The 24896-nt window shown below is 41.9% G+C and carries 22 protein-coding genes, 1 tRNA gene and 2 pseudogenes; 7 read left to right on the plus strand and 18 right to left on the minus strand.

All coding sequences use genetic code 11. The features are described 5' to 3' along the window. The first annotated feature begins 1 nt into the window (after position 1). Positions 2-238: an acyl carrier protein gene (gene acpP / locus BJN41_RS02565; RefSeq protein ID WP_001279871.1), complete on the plus strand. Its 237-nt coding sequence runs from the start codon at positions 2-4 to the stop codon at positions 236-238. A gap of 252 nt (positions 239-490) precedes the next feature. Continuing rightward, on the plus strand, positions 491-964 hold the full coding sequence (gene lysM / locus BJN41_RS02570; protein WP_070152986.1) for a peptidoglycan-binding protein LysM: 474 nt from the start codon (positions 491-493) through the stop codon (positions 962-964). 338 nt (positions 965-1302) lie between these two features. On the opposite strand, the gene BJN41_RS02575 is transcribed toward lysM, so the two are convergent. The 3 genes from BJN41_RS02575 to BJN41_RS02580 all read right to left on the minus strand — a co-directional run bounded on the left by BJN41_RS02575 (position 1303) and on the right by BJN41_RS02580 (position 5880). Next, positions 1303-2586: a ribonucleotide-diphosphate reductase subunit beta gene (locus BJN41_RS02575; RefSeq protein WP_070152988.1), complete on the minus strand. Its 1284-nt coding sequence runs from the start codon at positions 2584-2586 to the stop codon at positions 1303-1305. A 139-nt stretch (positions 2587-2725) separates the two neighbouring features. Further along, positions 2726-2860, minus strand: a complete 135-nt coding sequence (locus BJN41_RS15940) for a hypothetical protein (protein WP_019837031.1) — start codon at positions 2858-2860, stop codon at positions 2726-2728. A 197-nt stretch (positions 2861-3057) separates the two neighbouring features. After that, entirely contained in the window at positions 3058-5880 is a 2823-nt protein-coding gene (locus BJN41_RS02580) for a ribonucleoside-diphosphate reductase subunit alpha (RefSeq protein WP_070152990.1), read from the minus strand. A 588-nt stretch (positions 5881-6468) separates the two neighbouring features. Between BJN41_RS02580 and bfmR the strand changes: the two genes are divergently transcribed. After that, positions 6469-7185 carry a response regulator transcription factor BfmR gene (gene bfmR, locus BJN41_RS02585; protein ID WP_070152993.1) on the plus strand — a complete coding sequence of 239 codons (717 nt, stop codon included), beginning with the start codon at positions 6469-6471 and terminating at the stop codon, positions 7183-7185. Positions 7186-7251: 66 nt separating this feature from the next. Next, on the plus strand, positions 7252-8919 hold the full coding sequence (gene bfmS, locus BJN41_RS02590) for a sensor histidine kinase BfmS (protein ID WP_070152996.1): 1668 nt from the start codon (positions 7252-7254) through the stop codon (positions 8917-8919). 90 nt (positions 8920-9009) lie between these two features. Here the strand turns inward: bfmS and putP are convergent, their stop codons facing one another. The 5 genes from putP to BJN41_RS02615 form a co-directional block, all read right to left on the minus strand. After that, complete coding sequence (putP, locus tag BJN41_RS02595; RefSeq protein ID WP_070152999.1) at positions 9010-10512, minus strand: sodium/proline symporter PutP; 1503 nt, start codon at positions 10510-10512, stop codon at positions 9010-9012. Between the two features lie 222 nt (positions 10513-10734). Continuing rightward, positions 10735-11592 (minus strand): SPFH domain-containing protein, encoded by an 858-nt coding sequence (locus tag BJN41_RS02600; RefSeq protein ID WP_004972306.1) that lies wholly within the window; start codon positions 11590-11592, stop codon positions 10735-10737. Position 11593: 1 nt separating this feature from the next. Next, positions 11594-12079, minus strand: coding sequence for an NfeD family protein (locus BJN41_RS02605; protein ID WP_070153002.1), 486 nt, complete (start codon positions 12077-12079; stop codon positions 11594-11596). A gap of 129 nt (positions 12080-12208) precedes the next feature. Then, complete coding sequence (locus BJN41_RS02610; RefSeq protein WP_070153005.1) at positions 12209-13126, minus strand: patatin-like phospholipase family protein; 918 nt, start codon at positions 13124-13126, stop codon at positions 12209-12211. 62 nt (positions 13127-13188) lie between these two features. Next, positions 13189-13842, minus strand: a complete 654-nt coding sequence (locus BJN41_RS02615) for a 1-acyl-sn-glycerol-3-phosphate acyltransferase (RefSeq protein ID WP_070153008.1) — start codon at positions 13840-13842, stop codon at positions 13189-13191. 225 nt (positions 13843-14067) lie between these two features. Here BJN41_RS02615 and BJN41_RS02620 point away from each other — a divergent pair, with 225 nt between their 5' ends. Further along, positions 14068-15351: an MFS transporter gene (locus BJN41_RS02620; RefSeq protein WP_070153011.1), complete on the plus strand. Its 1284-nt coding sequence runs from the start codon at positions 14068-14070 to the stop codon at positions 15349-15351. Between the two features lie 270 nt (positions 15352-15621). On the opposite strand, the gene BJN41_RS02625 is transcribed toward BJN41_RS02620, so the two are convergent. Then, complete coding sequence (locus BJN41_RS02625; protein ID WP_070153014.1) at positions 15622-16299, minus strand: YetF domain-containing protein; 678 nt, start codon at positions 16297-16299, stop codon at positions 15622-15624. Positions 16300-16449: 150 nt separating this feature from the next. On the opposite strand from BJN41_RS02625, the pseudogene BJN41_RS02630 reads away from it, so the two are divergent. Both BJN41_RS02630 and BJN41_RS02635 read left to right on the plus strand, forming a co-directional pair. Continuing rightward, positions 16450-16662 (plus strand): annotated as a pseudogene (locus BJN41_RS02630) (endonuclease domain-containing protein); the annotation flags it as partial. 211 nt (positions 16663-16873) lie between these two features. After that, the gene (locus BJN41_RS02635) at positions 16874-17374 is read left to right on the plus strand and encodes a hypothetical protein (protein WP_227515206.1); all 501 of its coding nucleotides are present in this window, start codon (positions 16874-16876) and stop codon (positions 17372-17374) included. A gap of 14 nt (positions 17375-17388) precedes the next feature. Here the strand turns inward: BJN41_RS02635 and tnpC are convergent. The 9 genes and pseudogenes from tnpC to BJN41_RS02680 form a co-directional block, all read right to left on the minus strand. Continuing rightward, positions 17389-18902, minus strand: a pseudogene (gene tnpC, locus BJN41_RS02640) (IS66 family transposase). 74 nt (positions 18903-18976) lie between these two features. Continuing rightward, the gene (tnpB, locus tag BJN41_RS02645) at positions 18977-19312 is read right to left on the minus strand and encodes an IS66 family insertion sequence element accessory protein TnpB (RefSeq protein WP_000618091.1); all 336 of its coding nucleotides are present in this window, start codon (positions 19310-19312) and stop codon (positions 18977-18979) included. Further along, the gene (locus BJN41_RS02650) at positions 19309-19692 is read right to left on the minus strand and encodes a transposase (RefSeq protein ID WP_070153020.1); all 384 of its coding nucleotides are present in this window, start codon (positions 19690-19692) and stop codon (positions 19309-19311) included. The genes tnpB and BJN41_RS02650 overlap by 4 nt, the downstream gene beginning before the upstream one ends. 44 nt (positions 19693-19736) lie before the next feature. Beyond that, the gene (locus tag BJN41_RS02655; protein ID WP_070153024.1) at positions 19737-19988 is read right to left on the minus strand and encodes a transposase; all 252 of its coding nucleotides are present in this window, start codon (positions 19986-19988) and stop codon (positions 19737-19739) included. A gap of 427 nt (positions 19989-20415) precedes the next feature. Next, positions 20416-20492: transfer RNA gene (locus tag BJN41_RS02660), tRNA-Val, on the minus strand. Positions 20493-20524: 32 nt separating this feature from the next. Beyond that, positions 20525-22552: a transglutaminaseTgpA domain-containing protein gene (locus BJN41_RS02665; protein ID WP_070153027.1), complete on the minus strand. Its 2028-nt coding sequence runs from the start codon at positions 22550-22552 to the stop codon at positions 20525-20527. Between the two features lie 5 nt (positions 22553-22557). Continuing rightward, a complete protein-coding gene (locus BJN41_RS02670) occupies positions 22558-23463 on the minus strand; it encodes a DUF58 domain-containing protein (protein WP_070153115.1) in 906 nt (301 codons plus the stop codon). A 10-nt stretch (positions 23464-23473) separates the two neighbouring features. Further along, positions 23474-24400, minus strand: a complete 927-nt coding sequence (locus BJN41_RS02675) for an AAA family ATPase (RefSeq protein WP_141730358.1) — start codon at positions 24398-24400, stop codon at positions 23474-23476. A gap of 187 nt (positions 24401-24587) precedes the next feature. Then, entirely contained in the window at positions 24588-24893 is a 306-nt protein-coding gene (locus BJN41_RS02680) for a YbdD/YjiX family protein (RefSeq protein WP_019837636.1), read from the minus strand. Positions 24894-24896: the final 3 nt, after the last annotated feature.

Here is a 24896-nt window from a genome sequence, read left to right on the forward strand (position 1 = left end):
TGTGAGCGATATCGAACAACGCGTTAAACAAGCGGTTGCAGAACAACTTGGTCTTAAAGCTGAAGAAATCAAAAACGAAGCATCTTTTATGGATGACTTAGGTGCTGACTCTTTAGACTTAGTAGAGCTTGTAATGTCTTTCGAAAACGATTTTGACATCACAATCCCAGACGAAGATTCTAACGAAATCACAACAGTTCAATCAGCAATTGACTACGTAACTAAAAAACTTGGTTAATTGTTGATTTCAGCACTGCTGAAATGAAAGCCACCGCAAGGTGGCTTTTTTATGCGCTATCATTTTTGCAAATTTGGAAGGATCATGAAAAACGCATCTTTTTGAATGTGTGATGTGATTTACACTTTGTTACCAAGCTCGTGTCTAATCACAACCGAAGTCGCTTATTTTTTAGTTATAAAGGAATGAGAACCGCAAAGTGCTTATGTAAATGAGCGACGATTTATAACAGCAGAAAAAAAGGAGCACCTCATGGGTCTTTTTGATTTTGTAAAAGGGATTGGTAAGAAAAATACAGCAGCTGCAGAACCACAAGCTGCACCAAGTACACCAGTAGAACCTTCAGCACAAGAAATTGCAAATAAGCTTTTGGGGCATGTGAAAAGTTTAGGTTTACCTGTGACAGGTTTGTCGGTGAGTTATAACTCAACCACGGACTTAGCGACAGTGCGTGGACAGGTCAACAGTCAGGCAGATCGTGAAAAAATTATTCTTGCTGTGGGTAATATTGACCACGTTGCACAAGTGGATGATCAACTCACCGTTGCAACCCCAGAACCAGAAAGTAAGTTCTATACAGTAAAATCAGGCGATACCTTATCTAAAATTTCTAAAGAGTTTTATGGGGATGCCAACCAATACAACAAAATCTTTGAAGCTAACCGTCCATTATTGAAAAATGCCGATGACATTTTCCCAGGACAGGTGTTGCGTATTCCTGCTTAAATGTGAGCAGCCTGAATAAAGGCGCGTGATGCGCCTTTATTTATTTTGTTTTTTGTCGTTTTTGTGGTGTTAGATTATTGTCCTATTCTCATAATCAACAAAAGAAGTAAAAAAACGGCTTTGTTTTATAAATATTTTGTAAGATGACGATTTTAAAGGTTTGTGGAAATTTTAAAAATAAATAAATTAAACAAAATCAAATTTTTAGATATTTGTACAACCTAGCCATTAAATACTAGATCGTATCTTTAAAAAAACCGCCATGGATGGCGGTTTTCTCAATGACAACTCATGTGTCGCACAATGACAGCATATGTATCGCGTGACGCAGCGCTGTATTACCAGCTTAACGCACCGCCAGTCTGATAGTCCGTCACACGCGTTTCAAAGAAGTTCTTCTCTTTACGCAAGTCCATCATTTCAGACATCCATTGGAATGGGTTGTTTACGCCAGCAAACTGTTCAGGTAAACCTAACTGGCTTAAACGACGGTTACAGATGAATTTCAGGTACTCTTCCATCATGCCTGCGTTCATGCCCAATACGCCACGTGGCATGGTGTCACGTGCATATTCAATTTCAAGCATCGTGCCTTCAAGAATCATTTGAATCACTTCTTGCTGGAATTCTGAAGTCCACAAGTGCGGGTTCTCAATCTTGATTTGGTTAATCATGTCGATACCAAAGTTCAAGTGCATAGATTCATCGCGTAAAATGTATTGGAATTGCTCTGCAACACCGTTCATTTTGTTACGACGACCCATCGACAAGATCTGACTGAAACCGCAGTAGAAGAAAATACCTTCAAGTACACAATAGAATGCGATCAAGTTGCGTAGCAAAATTTGGTCGTTTTCAGGTGTACCTGTTTTGAAAGTAGGATCGCTTAAAGATTGCGTGTACTTCAAGCCCCATGCTGCTTTACGCGCAACCGATGGTACTTCGCGGTACATATTGAAGACTTCACCTTCATCCATACCTAACGATTCGATACAGTACTGGTAAGCGTGAGTGTGAATCGCTTCTTCAAAGGCTTGACGCAAAATGTACTGGCGGCATTCAGGGTTGGTAATGTGGCGATAAATAGCCAATACCAAGTTGTTAGCAACTAATGAATCTGCGGTAGAGAAGAAACCAAGTGAACGCATAACAATGGTGCGCTCATCTTCAGTTAAGCCATTTTCAGACTTCCACAACGCGATGTCGTGGTTCATGTTCACTTCTTGTGGCATCCAGTGGTTTGCACAACCATCTAGAWATTTTTGCCATGCCCATTCGTATTTGAAAGGTACAAGCTGGTTTAAGTCTGCACGACAGTTGATCATGGCTTTATCATCAACCTGTACGCGTGACGCACCCATTTCTAACTCTTCAAGACCTGGAGCAACATCCAGTTGTTCTAGAGCGTTAGATGCTCTTGCCAACGGATCGGTTGAATCTGTTGCTCCACTTCTAGGGGCTGTAGCGGGTTGTGCAGCTGCCACAGTCTTCTGTGGTTGCTCTGCATGAGATACCATCTGCGTATCATGCGCTTTTTGCGGCTCGACGGGCGCAGACTTGTGTTCAGGAGCAGCCGGTTTTTGCGAATCATCTTCGAAATCGTCCCAACTTAGGATAGACATATCAATTCTCTCTTCGTTGCTTTATATCTTTTATGGACATCCAGCCACGCTGAGATGTCTTAATATACGCTTAATTTGTGAAAGCAAAATTAAGTTTTGCTCATCTTGGTCTGAAAAATGTACATTCCGACCAATGTGCTCACGACTTATTTTGCTTTCGCTGTTGTTTTGCCGCTTGTACCCAAAAGTAGGCAATTGGTGCATAAAATAACACTACAAAGGAAGCCAGCAAGACCGCCAGTCCTAACATATAGTTGTGGGTCATGTGTGGCATGGTGGATTCCTTTTATTTATAAATTTAAATACTAGAAATCATGCCCTCACGAGGAGAGCATGATGCTTAAATCAAATCAGCTTACTAATAATTCCATCTATTACCTTTACAACTCCATAAAAGGAAATTGCATAGATAAGATTGGTTATTGCATGAATCATTTGAATTGAAGCATTAACTAGCATTTATGAAGCTCCCTACTGGCAAGCCTCACAATCAGGATTATCAATACTACATGCCATTGGCACTGGCGCTGCTTGAGCAAAATCTTCATCAACAGCTGCAGTCGCTTCTGGTGCAGGAGTTGCTACAGGCGCTGCTGTCACTGTTGCAGGTTTTACTGCGTTCAATGCGCCCGTGTTAATAGTCGATTTCTCTGCAGACGTTGCACCCAATGCACGTAGGTAATAAGTCGTTTTCAGACCACGTAACCATGCCATTTTATAAGTCAGGTCAAGTTTCTTACCGTTTGCACCTGCAATATACAAGTTCAACGATTGCGCCTGATCAATCCATTTTTGACGACGTGATGCTGCATCTACAATCCAACGTGGTTCAACTTCAAACGCAGTCGCAAAAATTGCTTTAAGTTCTTCAGGAATACGTGAAATTTTTTGTACTGAACCTTCAAAGTGTTTCAGGTCATTCACCATTACAGAATCCCACAAATCACGCGCTTTCAATGCACGAACGAGGTAAGGGTTGATTACTGTAAATTCACCAGACAAGTTCGATTTCACATATAGGTTTTGGAATGTCGGCTCGATAGACTGAGAAACGCCACAAATATTTGAAATGGTTGCAGTCGGTGCAATCGCCATCACATTTGAGTTACGCATACCGTCTTTTTGAACTTTGGCACGTAAGCTGTCCCAATCTAAACGCTGTGTACGGTCTACTTCAAACATACGTTGTGGACGTGATTTCGCCACAATGTCTAAAGAGTCAATTGGTAAGATGCCTTGATCCCACAATGAACCTTTAAATGTTTCGTAAGTACCACGCTCAACCGCCAAATCGCTAGACGTTTGAATCGCGTAGTAGCTGATCACTTCCATAGATTCATCGGCAAATTCAACTGCAGCGTCTGAACCATAAGCCAAGTTCATTTCATAAAGTGCATCTTGGAAGCCCATGATGCCCATGCCTACAGGACGATGTTTCAAGTTTGAATTACGTGCTTGTGGTACAGCGTAGTAGTTGATGTCGATGACGTTGTCGAGCATACGTACTGCAGTTTTAATAGTACGTGCCAATTTCTCACGGTCTAACACACCACCTTGAACGTGTTGTACAAGGTTGATAGAACCCAAGTTACATACCGCGATTTCATCTTGGTTCGTATTTAGGGTAATTTCAGTACACAAGTTAGATGAGTGCACTACACCAACGTGTTGTTGCGGTGAACGTAAGTTACATACGTCTTTGAATGTGATCCACGGGTGACCTGTTTCAAACAGCATTGACAACATTTTGCGCCATAAGTCCTTCGCACGAAGTTTCTTATGTAGCATGTTGGTTTCTTTGGCAATGCTTTCGTAGTACGCATAACGCTCAGCAAAAGCTTCGCCCGTCAAATCGTGCAAGTCTGGTGTTTCAGACGGCGTGAACAGTGTCCATTCTGCATCTTCAAAGACACGTTGCATGAACAAGTCAGGCACCCAGTTCGCTGTGTTCATATCATGGGTACGACGACGGTCATCACCAGTATTTTTACGTAGCTCTAGGAACTCTTCGATGTCCAAGTGCCAAGTTTCAAGGTATGCACACACGGCACCTTTACGCTTACCACCTTGGTTGACCGCAACAGCAGTATCGTTCGCTACTTTTAGGAACGGAACAACACCTTGAGATTTACCGTTAGTTCCTTTGATGTATGAGTTCAAGGCACGTACTGGCGTCCAGTCATTGCCTAAACCACCTGCCCATTTAGACAGCATCGCATTGTCACGCATCGCGCCATAAATGTTGTAAAGGTCATCGGAAATTGTAGTTAAGTAACAGCTTGATAACTGTGGACGTAGCGTACCTGAGTTAAACAGGGTAGGCGTAGATGCCATGTAGTCGAAGCTAGACAATAAGTTATAGAACTCAATTGCACGAGCTTCACGGTCATCTTCATTGAGCGCCAGACCCATTGACACACGCATGAAGAACAATTGTGGAAGTTCAAAGCGTACGCCATTTGAGTGAATGAAATAACGGTCAAATAAAGTTTGCAGACCTAAATAGGTAAACTGGTTTGAGCGCTCAGGTTGAATCGCTGCAGCAAGTTTGGCAAGGTCAAACTCAAGTAAGTCTGCAGAAAGCAAATCAAGCTCAACACCTTTTTTCAGGAAAGTTTCTAATGCTTCGCCTTCAGGTGTATCTGTTGCTAAACCTAAAAACTCTAAACCTGTTGCCACCAAGTCATTACGCAATAAACGCGCAGTCACATAAGTATAGTTCGGCTCTTGCTCAATACGGGTACGGGTCGCCATCATCATGGTGGTTGAGATGTCAGACTCTTTTACACCGTTGTAGAGGTTTTTCACGGTTTCATCAATGATGGCATCTACATCAATGCCTTCTAAACCTTCTGCCGCTTTATTCACGGTTGCTTTTAAAGCACCTAAATCTAGTGGTTTAAGCTGACCGTTTGCGTCGGTCACTTGTAAAGTCGGGTGATGGTTTTCACCTGCTTGCTTACGTGCTTCTGAGCGTTGTTCACGGTAGATGACATAAGCACGAGCAACTTTTTGCTCGCCTGTACGCATAAGCGCAAGTTCAACTTGGTCTTGAATTTCTTCAATGTGAATGGTTCCGCCAGACGGTAAACGGCGGTTGAATGTGTTCAACACCATTTCAGTCAGTTGTTCGATCCGATCATGAATGCGGCTTGAATCGGCGCTTTGTTGACCTTCTASAGCCAGAAACGCTTTGCCAATTGCAACTGCAATTTTTTCAGCATCGAAAGCGGCAACATCACCAGTGCGTTTAATCACTTGTAATTGACCGGGGGTTGATGTGATTACGCTCATGTCAGCATAGCTCCATTGTCATCTATTGTTATGTTTATGGACCATTTAAACTGGGCAAAATTTAGGCCACAGCGTTTGAGGAATAAACACAAGACTTAGTGGTTTAAAATTGAATTGAACACAAGATACGGGAAAATTGAGGGTAGATCAATATTGACTTTTTTTTAAATTTTGACTTTTTCTGAATTAAAATTTATCTCAAAAATACCGAATTTTGTCCTATTGGCTATAAGCCTTATCAGACAAGGGCATAGCATAGCAAAGCTCGGAAAAACTGCTTATAGATAACCTTGTGGATAACTTGGAAAGTTAGGAGATAATTTTTCTAAATCAAGCAAGGGCTTGATCTAGTGCAAAAAATACCCATTTTGTAACTTAATATTTCTTAAATGTGCCCAAAAATCACTAAAACTAGAAAAATACTATAAATTCAATGCTTAATAAAAATACAACAAAATACTACGCAGATGTATCATTTTGGTGAACAGTATCTTGTTTACAATGTAAACGTGTGTATATTGCAAACTATATCAAGCCCTATCTCTCAGATTTTAAAAGGATAGGTTGAATCCAATAAAGGGACAGACTATGAGTCAAGAAGAAAAGTTAACAAAAATTTTAATTGTTGAAGATGATGAACGTCTTGCACGACTTACGCAGGAATACTTAATTCGTAATGGTTTAGAAGTTGGGGTAGAACCAGATGGCAACCGCGCGATTCGCCGTATTATTGCCGAGCAACCAGATCTTGTGGTGCTCGATGTGATGTTACCAGGTGCCGATGGTTTAACTATTTGCCGTGAAGTTCGTCCACATTATCACCAACCGATTTTGATGTTGACTGCACGTACCGAAGATATGGATCAGGTGCTAGGTTTGGAAATGGGTGCCGATGACTATGTTGCAAAACCTGTGCAGCCGCGCGTATTGTTGGCGCGTATTCGTGCTTTATTACGCCGTACCGACAATGTGACTGAAGATGAAGTCGCACAGCGCATTGAATTTGATGATTTAGTGATTGATAACGGCGGCCGTTCTGTGACTTTAAATGGTGAATTGGTTGATTTCACCAGCGCAGAATATGACTTATTATGGTTATTGGCTTCGAATGCAGGGCGTATTTTATCTCGTGAAGATATTTTTGAGCGTCTGCGGGGCATTGAATATGATGGTCAAGACCGTTCAATTGATGTGCGTATTTCGCGTATTCGTCCAAAAATTGGTGATGATCCTGAGAATCCAAAACGTATTAAAACTGTACGCAGTAAAGGTTATTTGTTTGTCAAAGAAACCAACGGCATGTAATATGCATTTTTACTGAGTCAAATAATATCGACTCAAATATAAAGTAAGTCACATAGGGCAGGTTTTGTGCTTAAACACAGTATATTCTTGCGCATATATGCAGGATTGGTGATCTTAGTTGCAGTAGTTGCCATTTTGGCGTACTTATTGGTGCAAATCATCAACTATCAGCGTGCGCAAGAATATCGTGAATCTTTAACTGATGGTATGGCTTATATTATTAGTGAAGGGATTGCACGACAGCAAAACGAACAGCAAAAGAAAGACTGGATTTCTGACGCATCCGATTTGCTGGAATTGACCATCTATTATGTGCAGGCAGACAAAGTAGATTTGTCGCGCGCAGAGCTTAGACGGATTAAAGAACGTAAAGCCGCTGTGCGCTATGATGCCAAAAATATGATTGCCTATATTATTTTGGGCATGAAAGATGATCCAAGTCATTATTTATATATCAAGGCAGATAAAATCACAGAACGGCAAATGAAAGCATTGCCGATTTTTGTTTTAGATTATTTGGTGTATTACCCGGGTCAGGAAAAAGAATATCTGGCCAAAATTCAGCAGCATTTTTCTTACCCGATCAATATTAAAAATATTCAGGAACTTCCACTCGATTCAGAGCAGATTGGTCGTTTAAGACTCGATCACAGCATTATTTTATATCGTGATAATGCCACTGTGCGTGGTACAACCATCTCGATTGTGTCACCGATGCCAAACTCCCCCTCAGAAGTTTTGGTTTTAGGGCCTGTACCGTTATTTAACTGGATGCCATTCCAGTTGGCAGCAGGCATTACCTTGCTCAGTATGTTTATGTTGAGCTTAGGGGTTTACGGTCTGATCTTGCCTATGCAGCGTAAGATTCGCCAAGTGAACTATGCCTTAGACCGTACCAAATCGGGCGATTTAAACATGCGTTTGCCTGTAGATGGCACAGATGAAATGGCAAGTTTAGCATCGAGCTATAACAGCATGTCCGACCATATTCAGCGTTTGATTGAGGCGCAGCGTGAACTGATGCGTGCTGTTTCGCATGAGCTGCGCACGCCTGTGGCACGTATCCGTTTTGGTATGGAAATGCTGGCAGAAGAAGATGATTATGAATACCGCTTACAGCAAGTCGAAATGATTGATAAAGATATCGAGGCTTTAAACACCTTGATTGATGAGATCCTGACCTATGCCAAGCTTGAACAGGGCATGCCATCTTTAGAGATTGAAAAAATTGTTTTGGTTGAAGTGCTAGAGCAGGTGGTTACGGAAACCGAAGCGCTRAAAACTCAAAAAGATATTCAGTTGCTTGCACCACCTGTAACGTTGGAAGTGGAAGCTGAACGCCGTTACCTGCACCGTGTGGTACAGAATTTGGTGGGCAATGCAGTCCGTTACTGTGAGCATAAAATTTTGATCAGTGGCGGCATTAACGAGCAAGGCATGGCCTATGTTTGTGTGGAAGATGATGGGCCAGGGATTCCTGAACAAGACCGTGCACGTGTATTTGAAGTCTTTGCCCGTTTGGATGACAGCCGTACCCGCGCTTCAGGTGGTTACGGTTTAGGATTACCTATTGTGAGCCGCATTGCTTATTGGTTTGGTGGGAAGGTTGAAGTCGATCAGAGTCCGAACTTGGGCGGTGCACGTTTTACGATGGTTTGGCCGGCCAAACGGTTTCGTAAGCCAAGAAAAAAAGCCGCAGCAGAGAAAGAAAAAACCACCGATTCATTGACTTGATTTGAGTGCATCAAAACTAATTTTAGGCATAAAAAAACCAGTGCAATTCAAGGCACTGGTTTTTTAATTGCTTTTTTATCTCTATGCAGATCAATCTACAGCTGATTGCGATTCTTTATATTGCTGATCGGCCTGTTCAAAACGCTCTGTCACTTCATGACTTGGTGCTTTACCCAATAAACTCACCACAACAATCGCAATCCAAGAACAGACAAAGCCCGGAATAATTTCATAAATACCTGTATCTGCCCAAAGGTTTTTCCAAAGAATGACCATAAGTGCGCCGACAACCATCCCCGCCAATGCACCATTTAAAGTCATGCGTTTCCAGAACAAAGACAAAATGATTAGTGGACCAAATGCTGCACCGAAGCCTGCCCAAGCATAAGAAACCAATCCCAAGACTTTTGATTCAGGATTACCCGCCATCCAAATAGCAAGCAGCGCAATCATGAGTACCATGCCGCGTCCGACCCACACCAATTCATTTTGTGAGGCATTTTTACGCAGGAACGATTTGTAAAAATCTTCGGTTAAAGTACTTGAGCAGACCAAAAGTTGACAGCTTAGGGTACTCATGACGGCAGCTAAAATTGCCGCCAGTACCACACCTGCTACCCACGGGTTAAACAGAATTTTGGTAAGTTCCATAAATACTGTTTCAGGGTTGGCATTGACCACACCTGCCAGTTCAGGATGTTGTTGGAAGTAGGCGATACCAAAAAAGCCTGCAGCCACCGCACCGCCTAAACATAAGGTCATCCATGTCATGCCAATACGACGTGCATTCGGAATAGACTTGACTGAATCAACCGCCATAAAACGCACTAAAATATGTGGTTGTCCAAAATAGCCTAAGCCCCATGCCATGAGGGAAATGATCGCCACCCAGCTTAAATCACCGACTAAATTCAGCGCTTGCGGGCGAGCTGCTTCTAAAGCAAGTGTAACTTGGCTGAGGTCAGAAAAGCTGAGTAGGGTAATGATTGGGGTCAGCAAGAGCGCAAAAATCATCAAGCCAGCTTGAATGGTGTCCGTCCAGCTGACTGCCAAGAAACCACCAATAAACACATAGCTAATGGTCGCAATGGCACTAATCCACAATGCAGTGCTGTAAGGCAAATCAAACATACTTTCAAATAAGCGCGCCCCTGCGACCATGCCCGAAGCACAATAAATTGCAAAGAAAACTAGAATTACGCAGGCAGATACAATTCTTAAGATTTTTCTTTGATCATTAAAACGATTTGAAAAATAGTCAGGCAAAGTCAGAGCATTGTGCTGTACTTCGGTGTGTACGCGTAAACGGCCTGCCACCAAAAGCCAGTTTAACCATGCGCCAATAACCAGACCAATTGCAATCCATATTTCAGATAAACCTGAAAGATAAATGGCACCAGGCAAGCCCATCAGCAACCAACCACTCATATCGGATGCGCCTGCAGAAAGTGCGGTAACAAAACTGCCCAGGCGACGACCACCTAAAATGTAGTCCGAGAAATTTCGAGTCGCGCGATAAGCCAATAAACCAATGACAATCATGGCGACAATATAAAACAGGAAAGTAATGATGGTGGGGTTGAGTGCGCTCATACAGTATCCATTTGGGTTTTGGACAGTCGATCAAAATACAGACCGCTGCTAGATGTAAGTCACTCAATTTGGTGAGTGCAGACATCTTATTTGCGGTACTGATTTCATCAATAAACGCGAAATTTAAACATACATTAAAAAATATTTCAGACTTTTTTCTGAATACGCATAAAAATAGGCAGCTTGAAAGCTGCCTATCTTCTTGATGTTTTGCTGATTTGCTTATGGATTATTGCGACCCATAACACCACGAATGGTATTCAAGACATCTGCAGGTAAGACCACAGTTTTGGCATTGTTCGATTTCGCCATGTCTTGCATGGCTTTTACGTATTGCTCACCCAATAAATAGGCCACAGGAATTTCTTTATCACCTACCGCAGAGCTGACCATTTCAATAGCGCGTTGTGAAGATTCTGCCAATACAACTTGTGCTTCAGCATCACGACGCGAAGCTTCTAAACGACCATCGGCTTCTAAAATAGCCGCTTGTTTTTCACCATCGGCTTTGGTTACGGTAGCACGACGCTGACGTTCTGCTGCAGCTTGTTCTTCCATCGCTGCCTGCATGGTATGTGATGGTTTAATATCCTGAATTTCTACAGTTTTAAGGGTAATCCCCCAGTCTGAAATATCATCAGAAATGGCTGCTTTGAGTTTAGCTTTAATATGATCACGCGAAGACAAGGCGTCATCTAAATCCATTTCACCTACAATAGAACGCAATGAGGTTTGAACCAGGTTTTGAATTGCCCAAGTATAGTTTTCAATACCATACACTGCTTTTTCAGGAGTCGTGAGGTTAATGTACGCCACTGCATTCATAAGCAAAACTGCGTTGTCACGGGTAATGACTTCCTGAGATGGAATATCTAACACAATATCTTTGGTGGTGACTTTATAGGCCACTTCATCGACATAAGGAATGACGAAGTTGAGTCCTGGTGCAAGTGTGGTGTGGTATTTACCCAGACGTTGCACAATCCATTTATAACCTTGCGGAACAATTCGCACACCTTTAAAAATCGTAATTCCAACAAAGGCTAAAATCGCTAAAACAATAATAGATCCACCAGACATTTTAATTTCTCACTTTTTCGTTGTCATGTGCGCTGTGATGCGGCTGCACCACTAAATCATTTCCCAAAATATCAATCACGCGAATCCGATCTCCCACTTGTACAGGGCTTGTGGTACGGCAGTTCCATTCATCTGAACCTAGCACAGGCATGGGGAAACGGACTTTAATTTGATCATGTTCCAAGTTGGTTTGAATGACCATGCCAATTTGTCCAATGGTCGCTTCGCGTGATAAACCTGCTTTAGTTTTATCGGTAGATAAGGGTTTGATAAACTTAAACCACGCCAGGGTACACAGTACCGACAAGATAATCCACATCACCAATTGGGTAGTAGTGCCCATCATGGGGAACATCCAGTATAAAATACCGACCATGATTGCCCCAACGCCAAACCATAAAGCGGCAAACGCAGGCAAGAGCAGTTCTGAAAGCATTAATAAAACGCCTAGTACAAACCAGTGCCAAGGTTCAAGAACGAATTCCATACATCTACTCGCGTATTTTTACGATTGGTTGATTCTAGTTGCTTAGAGAAACGCATCGACTTAAAAAGATGCGCTCTCATCACTTTAACAGATCAATAAGTTTATGAATATTAAAAAAAACACTAAATCTTAAAATTTTGGACGCGGTGCAGGTTTCAGCGCGGCAGGTGATTTTTTAAAGTTATTGATAGCTTGCTGAATTGCTTTGATTTGTAATTGCGCAGCTTTTTCACCTTCTAAAATGGTTTGGTTACTGGCTTTTAAATCCAGTGTGCCAATATGTCCAACTTTCGGTTGAATCACGATATTGGCTTGCGCCAATTCCTGATTGATACTTTGCTGCCCCATAATATTTAAAGTTTGATCGAGTAAGCCCCACATGCTGACAGGTTGATTGCCTGTTGGACGTGCAGAAATATCCACCGCAATGACTAGATCGGCACCCATGGCTTTAGCCGTCTGTACGGGAATCGGGCTGACCAAGCCGCCATCCACATATTGTGTTCCGCCAATGGTAGCAGGCACAAAAACATTCGGAATACTGCAAGAGGCGCGTACAGCTTGACCTGCATTACCTTTAATAAAGTCGGCTTTACGTCCATTATCTAAACGTGTGGCAACGGCAGCAAAACGAATTGGAAATTTCTCAATCGGTTTATTCGCCACATGTTGATTGACAAAGTCTTGTAACTTTTGACCTGCAATAAAACCCTGACGGTTTAAGGTTAAATCACGAATGTCGGATTCTTTAAAGGTTAGGGCAATATGTTGGAGCTGATAAGGACTTTTGCCGCTGGCATATAAACTGCCGACAAAGCTGCCTGCACTGGTGCCTGTGACAATTTTGGGTTTAATCCCGTGAGATTCTAAAACTTTAATGACGCCAATATGTGCAAAGCCTTTGGCACCGCCGCCACCTAAAGCCAGTGCAATCACAGGCTCACGTGCTTGGATAGGTGTGGTATTTGGCGGTGTTTTTGTTGTTTTGTCACAGCCAGCCAAAGTTAGAGCAAGTACGCCCACTAAAGAATAACGAATTAGTTGCATATCAAATCTAAATTTAGATCAAAGAATATTGCGCCCATCTGAACAAAAAATAGAAACTTTGACTAGCCCTTTTTCAAAAGCTTTTGTAACGGTTTCGCCAACCAATGTGGATTTTTAGCCGAAAATTTGCCGTTATAGTGCGCATAAATGGCATCTAAGTCTTGAGCATAATCGCCCGTAGGAACAAACACGCCCAAAATATGGATGGTTTTATGTGCATAATCAAAAGAGAACATCACAATTGGAATATTGGCACCGTAGGCAATATGGTAAAAGCCACTGCGGATGTTTTCGGCTTGTTTGCGGGTACCTTCCGGCGCCATACCAATCCAGATTTTTTCTTTTTTTCGTACAATCTCGATAATATCTTGGGTATGACCTTGTGGAGAATGTCGTACCACAGGAATGACCCCAATCCAGTTTAAAAATGGCTTGAGCGGGGTTTCAAATAAAGTGTGCTTACCAAAAATAGTAATTTGAATACCTAAACCGAGTAGGGCGGTAAAACCATGCCACGCATCAATATTTGACGTATGCGGAGAAATAATGGCGATTGCTTTGGGCAAGTTAGGAAACTCGCCCACCATTTGCCAGCCTTGCGCCAAAAAGATATTTTTAAATAAAGCACGACTACTGGCTGTTCCACGTTGTGGCACTTGGTCGGGTAACTGTGGAAATTGCCGTACTCTGCGTGCAAAAGGATTGGTGATTTTCATGAATGCGATGTCATCCTGACGTGCGTGATTAACAACAAAAAAGATCCAATATCATGACGCATGAATCTAAATCTATTCAAGATATTAGACTTTCGCTTTGTCTGATACATTGGCAAAATAGTCGAAATCTGAATGTGAAAGTGATGAAAAATAACAATCCATTATTCAAAAAAGAGTGTAGTACTGCGTTATTTTGATCTTTTGTCCCTGTTTAACCGAGATGCCATGCCCAATTTGCGCCAAACCTATTTGTTGTTATTTTCTCTGTATTGGGCGCAGGGCTTGCCTGTTGGCTTTATGACTCATGCCTTGCCTGTGATTTTACGTGCGCAAGGAGTGTCTTTGGCACACATTGGCGGTTTTGGTTTGTTAATGCTGCCGTGGTCAATCAAAGTATTTTGGGCGCCATTGGTAGATCGCTTTGGATATTCATATTTGGGGCATTATCGTAGCTGGATTTTGCCGTGCCAATGGCTGAGTGTTTTGGTGCTGATTGGGCTGTCCTTTTTACCGATTGAGTCTTTAAATCATCCTATCTATTTGTGGGTGTTTTTTGTGGCTTTGCTCAGCATGAATTTKGTCGGTGCAACCCAAGATATTGCCACCGATGGTTTGGCAGTMAATATTTTACAAGCCAAACAGCAACATTGGGGCAATACTTTTCAGGTGGTTGGTTCACGACTAGGCTTTATTGTGGGTGGTGGAGCAATTCTGTGGGCATTGGATTGGCTAGATTGGCAAAAAACCTTTCTGATTTTAGCGGCATTGGTGTTTTTAAATACTCTACCCATTTTAATGTTTAAAGAGCCACGACATGCGGCTAATCAAGTGCTTGTTCAAGCTCAAAGCAAAATGTCATTTCCCGCACGCCTTGCTGCGATTCGTGAATATTTGCGCTATTTTGTTGAAACGCCTGTGCTGTACGCATGGCTATGGGTGTTACTCAGCTTTAAAATTGCCGATGGTTTGGCTGGTCCCTTATTAAAACCTTTAATGGTGGATTTAGGCTTAAGCTTTTCTCAAATTGGCATTTACGTGACCATGTTGGGCGCAATGGCTGCTTTGTTGGGTGCAGGCATCGCAGGGTTGATGCTGAAATGGTGGTTTAGAGCGCATGCCCTCATCATTTTTTCTGTGCTTAAAATTTTGAGTTTAGTGGCCTATGCTTATTTGGCTTATTTATATGAACAGCAAGTTGATGTGGCACACTGGCTGATTTACAGCATTAATGCTGCGGAAGATTTGTGCTCTGCCATGTTACTTGTAGTGATGCTAACCTTGATTATGCAATACAGCCGTAAACAATACGCAGGGACTGACTTTACATTTCAGGTTGCGATTATGGCGACTGTGAGTGGGGTACTCTATACCCTGAGTGGAATGTTGGGCGATGCTTTAGGCTACGCGAATTACTTGCTGTTGATTTGTGTTGTTGCGATTTTTTGTATTGTACCGATCTGGAAATGGGCAAAGCTTGCGAAAGGCGCTCGCTCGTCAGCACTTGAATAAGAAGGTAGATCATCAATGCAGAATAATATGCTTCAACCACGTTAAAAAGTCATTGCGTGGAAAAAATAAAAGCGACCCTTAAAGAGTCGCTGGAGTAAAAAAGGTATCTACATTGAAGCCAATACCGATCTCGTTTTTGTATTTTCAAAAATTATTATTTGCGCTTTGAGTGCTTCACTTCGGCAGCGCTGACAGTATAACGTTAAATTATGACAATCCTGCGACAATTTAAGTCGCATAGAGGTGTGTTGCAGCTAAAATCAACATATTCTAGCTGCGATATGCAGTATTAATTGCCAGTGTCCATTGTTGGTGATTACAACGCGGACAGGCTTCATTGGCGTGTTCAAGTAAACGGACATGCCCACAATACATGCAGGCATAATATGTGTTTGGAGTTGTGCGGTACACGGGTTGGCAAGCTTTAGGAAATAAGGGTAAACCATAGCGTGTGGCACCGTCATGAAAAAATAACATGCTGAATTTGCCATCAGTTTCTAGTAAACCGACACGTACTTGTCCCAAATGCTCCACACCTTGTTGGCGCATTTCGGCAAAGAATTCATCATGCGACATTTTGCCGTATTTAATTTTTTCTAAGACCAGTTCGCCATTTTCTACAATATACAGCGATTTACCTTCAATCAAATCTTCAAAGGGTTGGTATTTCATCATGAGCCATGTGGTCAGGCGATACATTCCAATCACCACTGTCATCACCACCAAGGCGTGTACCAAAGGTAAATCTTCAGTGAACATGGGGTCGCCCGCAATGGAACCGAGCGATAAAATAATGGCCAATTCAAAAATAGAAAGCTGGCGCACTCCGCGTTTCCCTGTAAGGCGCAAAAATATAATAATCATGCTAAACATGAGTGCTGCCCGAATCATTAATTCGGCAACAAATGCCCATGTAGTATCGTGAATAAAGATGGTAAACCAATCCATAGATTGTCTATTTTGTTATTTTGATGCTTGATACTATGCTTAAATTGAGTGGGTAAAATAGTGGTTTTGAGTAAAGAACTGCAATTATTTGAGTGGTTTAGGAAAATAAAAATTTGTTATGATGGCTAAAAACTATAAATACAAAAAATAATGAATCAGAAGATGAATTCACAGCCCTTACAATTTGCCAAATCTATGCGTCATGCTGCTACGGATGCTGAAAATTTGCTGTGGCAGCGACTTTGTGCCAAAAGCTTTATAGCGCTTAAATTTAGACGTCAGCAGGTCATTGAGCCGTATATTGTAAGTTTTTACTGTCATGAGATTGGCTTAGTCATTGAGTTGGGAATAAGCAAAATTGGGAAGTTATAAAAGACTTGATTTTTATCTTTTGATTGTTATTATGAAGTATAGGTGTCCACCTTACTTACACACGAGTAAAAAAAGACAAATCAATTCTTATATTGAGTAACCAAATCTTCTTAAATGTTTTCTTTATTTTGTTTCGTTATTAGATTCAAAAGTTTAAACGTGTGTCCAATTTTGATTCTAAGAAACAATTTTAAGGATAAACATGTATACTATTAGCACATTAGCTTTTGAAATCCAACAAGCTATTAAATCTCATAATATAGAGATTAAACGTTCTCATATAAATGAAATAGTTGCAGCACTTTTTGGTTTTAAAACATTTAATAGTTTAAAACTAAGTTCTTACCCAATTTATATAGATTCAATAGATGATCAATTGAATGCAGAGTTGTTTGTAGAACGTTGTGGGGAATTAAATATATCACTTACTGTAGCCCCAGTGTTTCAAAAATATATTTCAGATTATCATTTTTTATATTTAACAGCTGAAGAAATTAGTAAGCTTGTTCGAGAAGCCCTAGATGATGAATCAATACGAAATAATGTACTAACCCGCCTAAAAAAAACTTTTATAGAGTTTCCTGAATATTCGATTTATCCATATTTGATTGCACAATTTTATAGTGATTGTGAAAATGATTTTGATGAACAAAATAAAGATATGAACTATCTGTATCATAGATATTTGGTAAGCGTCCGCTGAATCCCATACCAATTTTAATTCGATTTAGGTTTCCAGCAGTGTGGCAGTAACTCTTCAATCTGGGTCACTTTATGTGTCGGCAGCCTTTTCAGCACATCACTKARATAGGCATACGGATCCAAGCCATTCAGCTTTGCTGACTGGATTAACGTCATGATGTTTGCCGCTCGCTGACCACTGCGCAGCGAACCTGCAAACAGCCAGTTCTTGCGCCCCAACGCCCAGGGACGCATCTGATTCTCGACCCAATTATTGCAAATAGGTAGATTGCCATCATCCAGATAGCGGCTTAAAGCTGGCCAACGCTTCAGAGTGTAATTGATGGCCTTGGCGGTGGGAGAACTCGATGGCACTGTCAGATGATGTTGGTTGAGCCATTCATATAGTTGTTGCATCACTGGTTGACTATGCTGTTGTCGGTATTCGCGGCGGTCTTCCGCTGTACCATCGGTCTTTTTCCTGAGCTCTGCTTCTATCGCATACAGTTTCTGAATCAGCACTAATGCCTGTTCAGCGACCTGACTTTTCCCAGTTACATGCAGTTCATGGAATTTACGACGTGCATGGGCCATGCAGCCCACCTCAATGACCTGGCCTGATTTAAAGCGTGCTTTATAACCACTGTAATCATCACAGACTAGATAACCCTGCCAGCCTTTCAAGAACTCTGCAGCATGCTGGCCTGAACGACTATCCTGAAAGTCATAGATCACCGCCTGAACTGGATTGTACTGTGTAGTGGCATAGGCCCAGACATAACCTTTCTTCGGTTTTTTATCATTCTCACCCATCCGCATGATGGTGACCGGTGTTTCATCTGCATGCAGCACCTGCTGTTGTAGTACCACCTCTTTTAAGGCATTGGCTAGAGGTTCCAGTTCTACACCGCAGCGACCTATCCAGTCAGATAAAGTTGATCTAGAAAGTTCGATTCCCGCCCGCTGATAGATCAGACGTTGACGGTACAGCGGCAAATGATCGGCATATTTCGATACCAAAACATGGCTGAGCAGTTCAGGTGAAGCAATGCCTTTATCAATCACATAGGCGGGCATCGCTTGCTGAGTCAGAGTGTCACACTGATCACAGACCCATTTACCACGCACATGCTGTTCCTTGGTCGACGTTTAGGTTTATTGGTTTTGGCTTTCTGTGTCGCTGCATCGGTTTTATCTGCATTTAGCCGTTCCAGTTCTAGATCAACCGCAGCAATATCTTCTTCAACCGCTTCATCCCACAGGTGGATTTGTTTTGCAGTGAGATGTTCGTTTTTACTGCCGAATTTGTGCTGTTTAAATAGTGCGAGTTCATGCTCGTATTTTTGATTGAGAATAGAAAGATGTTGAACTTTAGAATCTAATTGCTGATTGGTGACTTCAAGATGTTGAACTTTGGCATCCAATTGCTGGTTTGATTTTTCTAATTCTTGATTTGATTGTGCTAGAGACTGATGCTGCATCGCCAACTGTCTGGTGAATTCCAGCAGTTGTTCATGGGTCAGTTGGCTTAAGTCAGGCAGCGTATTCATGACCGCAGTATGCCTGAGGTCATGAGAAGAATGAAATAGAACGTTTGGAGAATAGCAGAATGGAACAGCCTGGTTTAAAGCATCGTCACCACCTGCTGTCGTCCAATGCGCTGCCAGGGCAAACCTTGGATCAGTGCCTGTAACTGTTCCGGGCTGAGGGCCACGGTTTCACCTTGGTGAACTTGAGCCCAGTGAAATTTGCCCTGTTCCAGCCGCCGGGCACACAGCCAGATGCCCAGTCCATCATGTACCAGTACTTTCATGCGATGGCCACGTTTATTACAGAACAGGTAAGCACAATGCGGTTTGATGTAGCCAAAGGCTCTCACCACCTGAGCCATGGTCGTATCCATACCTGCACGCATGTCCATGGGCTGAGTAGACAACCAGATTTCATCAATGCGGATCATGTTGCAAGTGCCTTGAGTAATTCTGCCAAGGCAGGTATTACTGATGTCTGCCATTTTAGCTGAATATCATTATTCGTATGAGGCACGGTGATACACAACGTGATCCTCTCATCAATAGGTTGGCTGATTGCAGCAGTGTAAGGCAAAGCAATAAATGCTGGATTCAAATGAGTAGGATCCTGCACGGCACCCTCATGATGGCTGAAGATCCTGATCCAACGACTGACAAGGTTGGCATTAATACTATGTTGCAGTGCGACCGAAGCGATCGAGGTATTAGGATTTTTACAGGCATTGACAATACTGAGTTTGAATTCTTTGCTGTATGTTCTGCGTTTTTTAGCAACAGGAGGTGTTGCTGAATATATATCCATGTTCATGGATTAAGTCCCCACTTGTTTTTAGGTGGGAACTAAATTAAGGCTTATAGGATCGCTTGGTAAGGCTGTGTTAGCCGGATGCTTACNGTAGGATCCTGCACGGCACCCTCATGATGGCTGAAGATCCTGATCCAACGACTGACAAGGTTGGCATTAATACTATGTTGCAGTGCGACCGAAGCGATCGAGGTATTAGGATTTTTACAGGCATTGACAATACTGAGTTTGAATTCTTTGCTGTATGTTCTGCGTTTTTTAGCAACAGGAGGTGTTGCTGAATATATATCCATGTTCATGGATTAAGTCCCCACTTGTTTTTAGGTGGGAACTAAATTAAGGCTTATAGGATCGCTTGGTAAGGCTGTGTTAGCCGGATGCTTACGTTGCAATTGCAATTAACCATAGAAACGAAGCCCAAACCACATTCAATCCTGCATCCATTGTGCTGAGTTCAGTTGTTTGATTTAAAAAATATGGTGGATAAAAGCTGAGGAAATCCCCTCAGTTAGTGTTGAATGATCTTATTACGATTGAACTAAACTCCCAATAAATATACACACCAGAAAATAAAGTGTAATTGATGATAGACGTCAGTTAGCTACCTTTAGTTATTGTTTTAAATTTAAATAAATGACTTATGACACAGTAGAAACACTTGATTCCCCAAAAACAAAAAAACCACCTAACAAGGTGGGCTTTAAGTCACTGATTACTCAGTAAATATGGTAGGCATATCCAGACTCGAACTGGAGACCTCTACGATGTCAACGTAGCGCTCTAACCAACTGAGCTATACGCCTAAAGTGCTTCGCATCATATTCAGTTTTGGTTTTTAAGACAAGCCCTTTCTGTGTTTTTTCAGCACATCCGCGCAAGTTTTAAGCAAATCCAAAACTACCTGCTCTGAAGTAGAGTCATGCTCAGGCGCATAAGTATATTGTTGATAGCAGACACTTAAACATTGAAATACATCTTGCTCATTTTCATCTACCTGCGCTGCTAAACGCTGCATCCACACACTCACTGTTTCTGCATCCTGTTTTTGCAACTGAGCGGGCAATCTTTTAGAAAATTTGTCTAAGGCACGATTCACACGAGAACCTTGCTGACGTTTTTTCCAAAAAATCCAGCCAAAATAACCTGCTAAGACTATGAGAATACTTGAAACCAATACTGCTGCTAAAGCATAGTTAGAATGTAGCCCTAAGCGTCCAAACCAGTGACGCTGTGACTCGGCATCATAACCCACGACCTTACTTTGCCATTGATAACTCGCATAATCACTCCACACCCGTAAAGAACGAATAAAATTAGAATGTTGGTATTGCCACATTTGTGTGTCAGTACCTAAAACGGCTCGATCATCTGCCATTAGGTTTTGCATGCCATCATCTATACGTTGAGGCGCAATGATGGCTGTCGGATCTATACGCACCCATTGTTGATTGAGCAAAACTTCTGTCCAAGCATGTGCATCTTGCTGTCGTACTTCCCAGCTTTGTCCATCGGGTGCAAGTTCCCCACCCTGATATCCCACGACTACACGCGCTGGAATCCCAACATAGCGCATCAGTAAGGCAAAACTTGAGGCATAATGTTCACAAAAACCTTGCTTACTCTGAAACAAAAACTCATCGACCCGATTTTGTCCGAGCGTTCCAGGTTTTAAGGTATAACTAAAGCCATTATTGCGATACCACTGCAATATATTCTGCACGTAGCGTTCGGGTTGTTGCTGACTTTGGGCAAACATCTGCAGGGCAAATTGCTGAGCTTTTGGGTCAGATTGCGTCTGCACCTGAACATTTAAACGTTGGCTAAAGCGTCGATAACGCTCGTTCTGTGCATCATCCCCTTGAATATGTGCGGATTCCCCAACCCACTGCAAAGCAATGGGCTGAATCCGACCATTTTGACGCTGCGGCACTATACTCCAATCACGGCGCAATATATATCCCTGCTGATTTGGCACGGATTTTTCCAATGCCATAATCCATTGGACACGTGGGTCTGCTGCAATGTATTGATACTGAAAATCGACTTGCTCTGGCTGTAATTGTGCTGCCTGAACAGGTTGTTGATTGCTAAAATTGCTTGTCCATGTACGACCATCATATTGATCCAGCACCATCGCCCGCCAATATAGTTTTGAGCGTGGCGGCAGTTGCTGCATATCCCCCACAATACGAAATGCCAAAGCAGAAGATTGTGATAATTCAGCTATATCGCCTGGCGACATCGTGTCACTAATGCCTGTCACGCCTTTGGCATCTGGAATAGGCACATGCCATAATGGCGGTAAACGTGGAAAGAATAAAAATAATAATAAAAAGAATGGCAAAGCGTATGAGATAAACTTGCCTACATTTTTAAGGTCATGCTTTGCATCTTGGCTGCTCGAATGACGCGACGCATAATCTGCAAATGCGGTTTTTTGAATTCGATATAATCCAATTAAACAGCTGATCAAACATAGAATGACCAGCACGGTCATCCACATGCTTTGGCTGTATAAAAACGAACTAGCACTCACAAAGAGCGCAAAATTAAATAAAATAATCAGGTCGCGCTGAGTATGACTTTCTAAAGCTTTGGCAAACAAAAAGGTGCTTAATAAGGCAACCCCTGCCTCTATGCCTATCAGGCTTTGATAACTCAGATAAATACTTGCTAAAGCACAGCAGGTCAATCCATAAGTCAAAACTTTAAAAATACGTGCTGTCTTCTTTTTATAGTGACGATACAACAGCAACAACATGATGGCGAAAATAATACTCAATGCCACAGGACTAAACAGCATGTGAGCAGCCAAAATTAAAATCAGGCTAAGCAGAATAGATTGCTGAATTGAGTGGTGCATGATTATCAAGCCTGTGCCAAAAGAATTTTTGCCTGTTTCAACTGACGCTCACCCACACCTTTTTCAAGGGTCGCATGCGGCAAAAACATGGCATAATTCAACTGTTGTTGTTCACATTGCTCAACTAAACCCATCATCAAACTTAATTTTTCTTCGTGGGTCGGTGCAGGCATGTGTTCATAATAAATATCGATACTCTGTTGATCCTGATATTGTTCAAATACTTTTACATATAAGCCCTGACCGCGTGCAGCTTGCTTCCATGACACGGCTTGCAAGGAATCGCCCAATTGAAAATCACGCAGCTCACGAAACTCGTCTAAATCGGGTTGAAAGCTGTGTAGATGCTGTTTGTTTTCTGCGCTATATATGTCGACTTTTGGCGCCACCCAAGTGATACGTGACAAATTCAAGTAAGTCCATGCACGTACTAGTCCAAAAGGATAAACCGAATAAATGTGTAAATGAGGGTAATGAAACTGCCCACGTTGTGCTGCAAAAAATGTCAAAATATACTGCTGTTGGGTGTCTTGAATGAGAACCTTTTCTAATTGATGATCGGCTTTAATCCATAAATAACGTGTCTGGGCGAGCTGTTGTTTGAAATGCAATTGTAGTTGCAATACTTCGCCCACTTGCCCAACTTCCGGGGTCACAATTTCAATCTCTAATTCATGCAACTGCTTAAAGGTCAAATAAAAACTGATACACAAAATGGCGCTGATCAAAAAGCAAAAGCCTAAAATCAAGTTATTACCATAATTCACGCCAGCAATAAACGTGATCAAAATCAGTACTAAATACAGATAACCTTGTTGGTAAATAAAAACCAAAATGTCTTTTTGTTTTAATGTCTTGTGTCGATCAAACTGAAAACGTGTCTTGATCCAGTTTTGCCATGCTTGCTTCAACATGCGCGTACTAACTCACTTTAACCTGTTGCATCACATGCAAAGTTTCTGCCTCACTCAATCCAATACGATGGGCCGCAACGGCCACAAATACCGCTTGAATATCATCGGCAGTGGCAAAACTGCGTTGCTCGATTAAGGCATGTGCTTGCGCTGCTTTTTTTAGCGCCAAAACACCACGAGTAGATAATCCGTGACGTGCTTTACGGGTTTCTGCGGCTAAGTCGAGTAAGTAGTCTAACGCGGTATCAGATACGTGAATTTCTGTGACCAATTGCTGTAAGTTTAAAATTTCTGTTTCAGTAAAAATATGTTTTAAACTAGCAATCAGCGCATGTCTTGAGTTTTGTTGCAACAGCTTTTTTTCAGCAAAACGCGATGGATAACCCAAAGACAAACGCATTAAAAAGCGATCAAGCTGTGATTCTGGCAGCGCATAAGTACCACTTTGAAATAGTGGGTTTTGTGTGGCAATTACCCAAAAAGGTTGCGGTAAGCCATAACGTACACCATCCACCGTGACTGCCCCCTCTTCCATGGCTTCTAATAAGGCACTTTGAGTTTTAGGCGAACAACGGTTAATTTCATCGGCCAATAAAATTTGGGTAAAAATAGGACCTTGCTTAAATTCAAATTGATGTTCTTTTTGATTGAACATATTTACACCAATCACATCACTAGCCAGCATGTCATTGGTAAATTGAATGCGCTGAAATTGTAGACCTGCCAAGTGGGCTAAAGCGCTCGCTAAGGTAGTTTTACCTAATCCGGGTAAATCTTCAAAAAGCACATGCCCGCCTGCTAACAAACAACTTAGCGCCAATTTGGTCTGCTGTTCTTTATCTAAAATAATGGTATTAATTTCTGTCAAAAAAGCCTGAATTTTGCCAGCATAAAATTCAATTTGTGCATTGAGCGGTTGCTGCGCTTGCGTCAGTTGTTGTTTTTGAACTTTTTCTGTACCCCAAATCACAGTAAATCCCCTTGTCCCCAAAAAAACGGCGCATGTTTAAACATACACCGTTTTTCTAAATTTCCAAAGAAATCCTAAAGATATTCTAAGCTGCCTAATCACTGAGGGTTAAGCAGCCCATATCTCTATACATTTCCATCCTGATGCGGGATTAACACGGACACTTTTTCAAACCACCTTTTGCCGATGGATAACGCGCATCGACACAGTAACGATAAAAAGTCTTCGCATCCATGGCTTCTAAATCTGGATGATGCTTACGCATGTGTTCCAAATAGTTCTGATAATCCGGTACACCAACCATTAAACGAAAACTTTGTTGCAAACGCTGCCACAAAGTAGCGATACGCGACCAGTTTTTCGGATTCAAAATCAAATCCTTTTGCGACATGATGGTCATTTTAATGATGTTGTAAATCACTGTTTTGCCCTGTTGGGCAAATTTCAGCTTAATCATGTG

This window comes from Acinetobacter towneri (assembly GCF_001758345.1).
Taxonomy (GTDB): domain Bacteria; phylum Pseudomonadota; class Gammaproteobacteria; order Pseudomonadales; family Moraxellaceae; genus Acinetobacter; species Acinetobacter towneri_A.

What these genes read in the sequence shown, in the direction of transcription:
- BJN41_RS02665 (WP_070153027.1), bottom strand. Translation starts at nt 22,552, where the DNA reads ATGCACCACTCAATTCAGCAATCTATTCTGCTTAGCCTGATTTTAATT.
- putP (WP_070152999.1), bottom strand. Translation starts at nt 10,512, where the DNA reads ATGAGCGCACTCAACCCCACCATCATTACTTTCCTGTTTTATATTGTC.
- BJN41_RS02605 (WP_070153002.1), bottom strand. Translation starts at nt 12,079, where the DNA reads ATGGAATTCGTTCTTGAACCTTGGCACTGGTTTGTACTAGGCGTTTTA.
- BJN41_RS02625 (WP_070153014.1), bottom strand. Translation starts at nt 16,299, where the DNA reads ATGGATTGGTTTACCATCTTTATTCACGATACTACATGGGCATTTGTT.
- BJN41_RS02600 (WP_004972306.1), bottom strand. Translation starts at nt 11,592, where the DNA reads ATGTCTGGTGGATCTATTATTGTTTTAGCGATTTTAGCCTTTGTTGGA.
- BJN41_RS02650 (WP_070153020.1), bottom strand. Translation starts at nt 19,692, where the DNA reads ATGAACATGGATATATATTCAGCAACACCTCCTGTTGCTAAAAAACGC.
- BJN41_RS02610 (WP_070153005.1), bottom strand. Translation starts at nt 13,126, where the DNA reads ATGCAACTAATTCGTTATTCTTTAGTGGGCGTACTTGCTCTAACTTTG.
- BJN41_RS02635 (WP_227515206.1), top strand. Translation starts at nt 16,874, where the DNA reads ATGTATACTATTAGCACATTAGCTTTTGAAATCCAACAAGCTATTAAA.
- BJN41_RS02615 (WP_070153008.1), bottom strand. Translation starts at nt 13,842, where the DNA reads ATGAAAATCACCAATCCTTTTGCACGCAGAGTACGGCAATTTCCACAG.
- tnpB (WP_000618091.1), bottom strand. Translation starts at nt 19,312, where the DNA reads ATGATCCGCATTGATGAAATCTGGTTGTCTACTCAGCCCATGGACATG.
- BJN41_RS02680 (WP_019837636.1), bottom strand. Translation starts at nt 24,893, where the DNA reads ATGATTAAGCTGAAATTTGCCCAACAGGGCAAAACAGTGATTTACAAC.
- bfmR (WP_070152993.1), top strand. Translation starts at nt 6,469, where the DNA reads ATGAGTCAAGAAGAAAAGTTAACAAAAATTTTAATTGTTGAAGATGAT.
- lysM (WP_070152986.1), top strand. Translation starts at nt 491, where the DNA reads ATGGGTCTTTTTGATTTTGTAAAAGGGATTGGTAAGAAAAATACAGCA.
- BJN41_RS15940 (WP_019837031.1), bottom strand. Translation starts at nt 2,860, where the DNA reads ATGCCACACATGACCCACAACTATATGTTAGGACTGGCGGTCTTGCTG.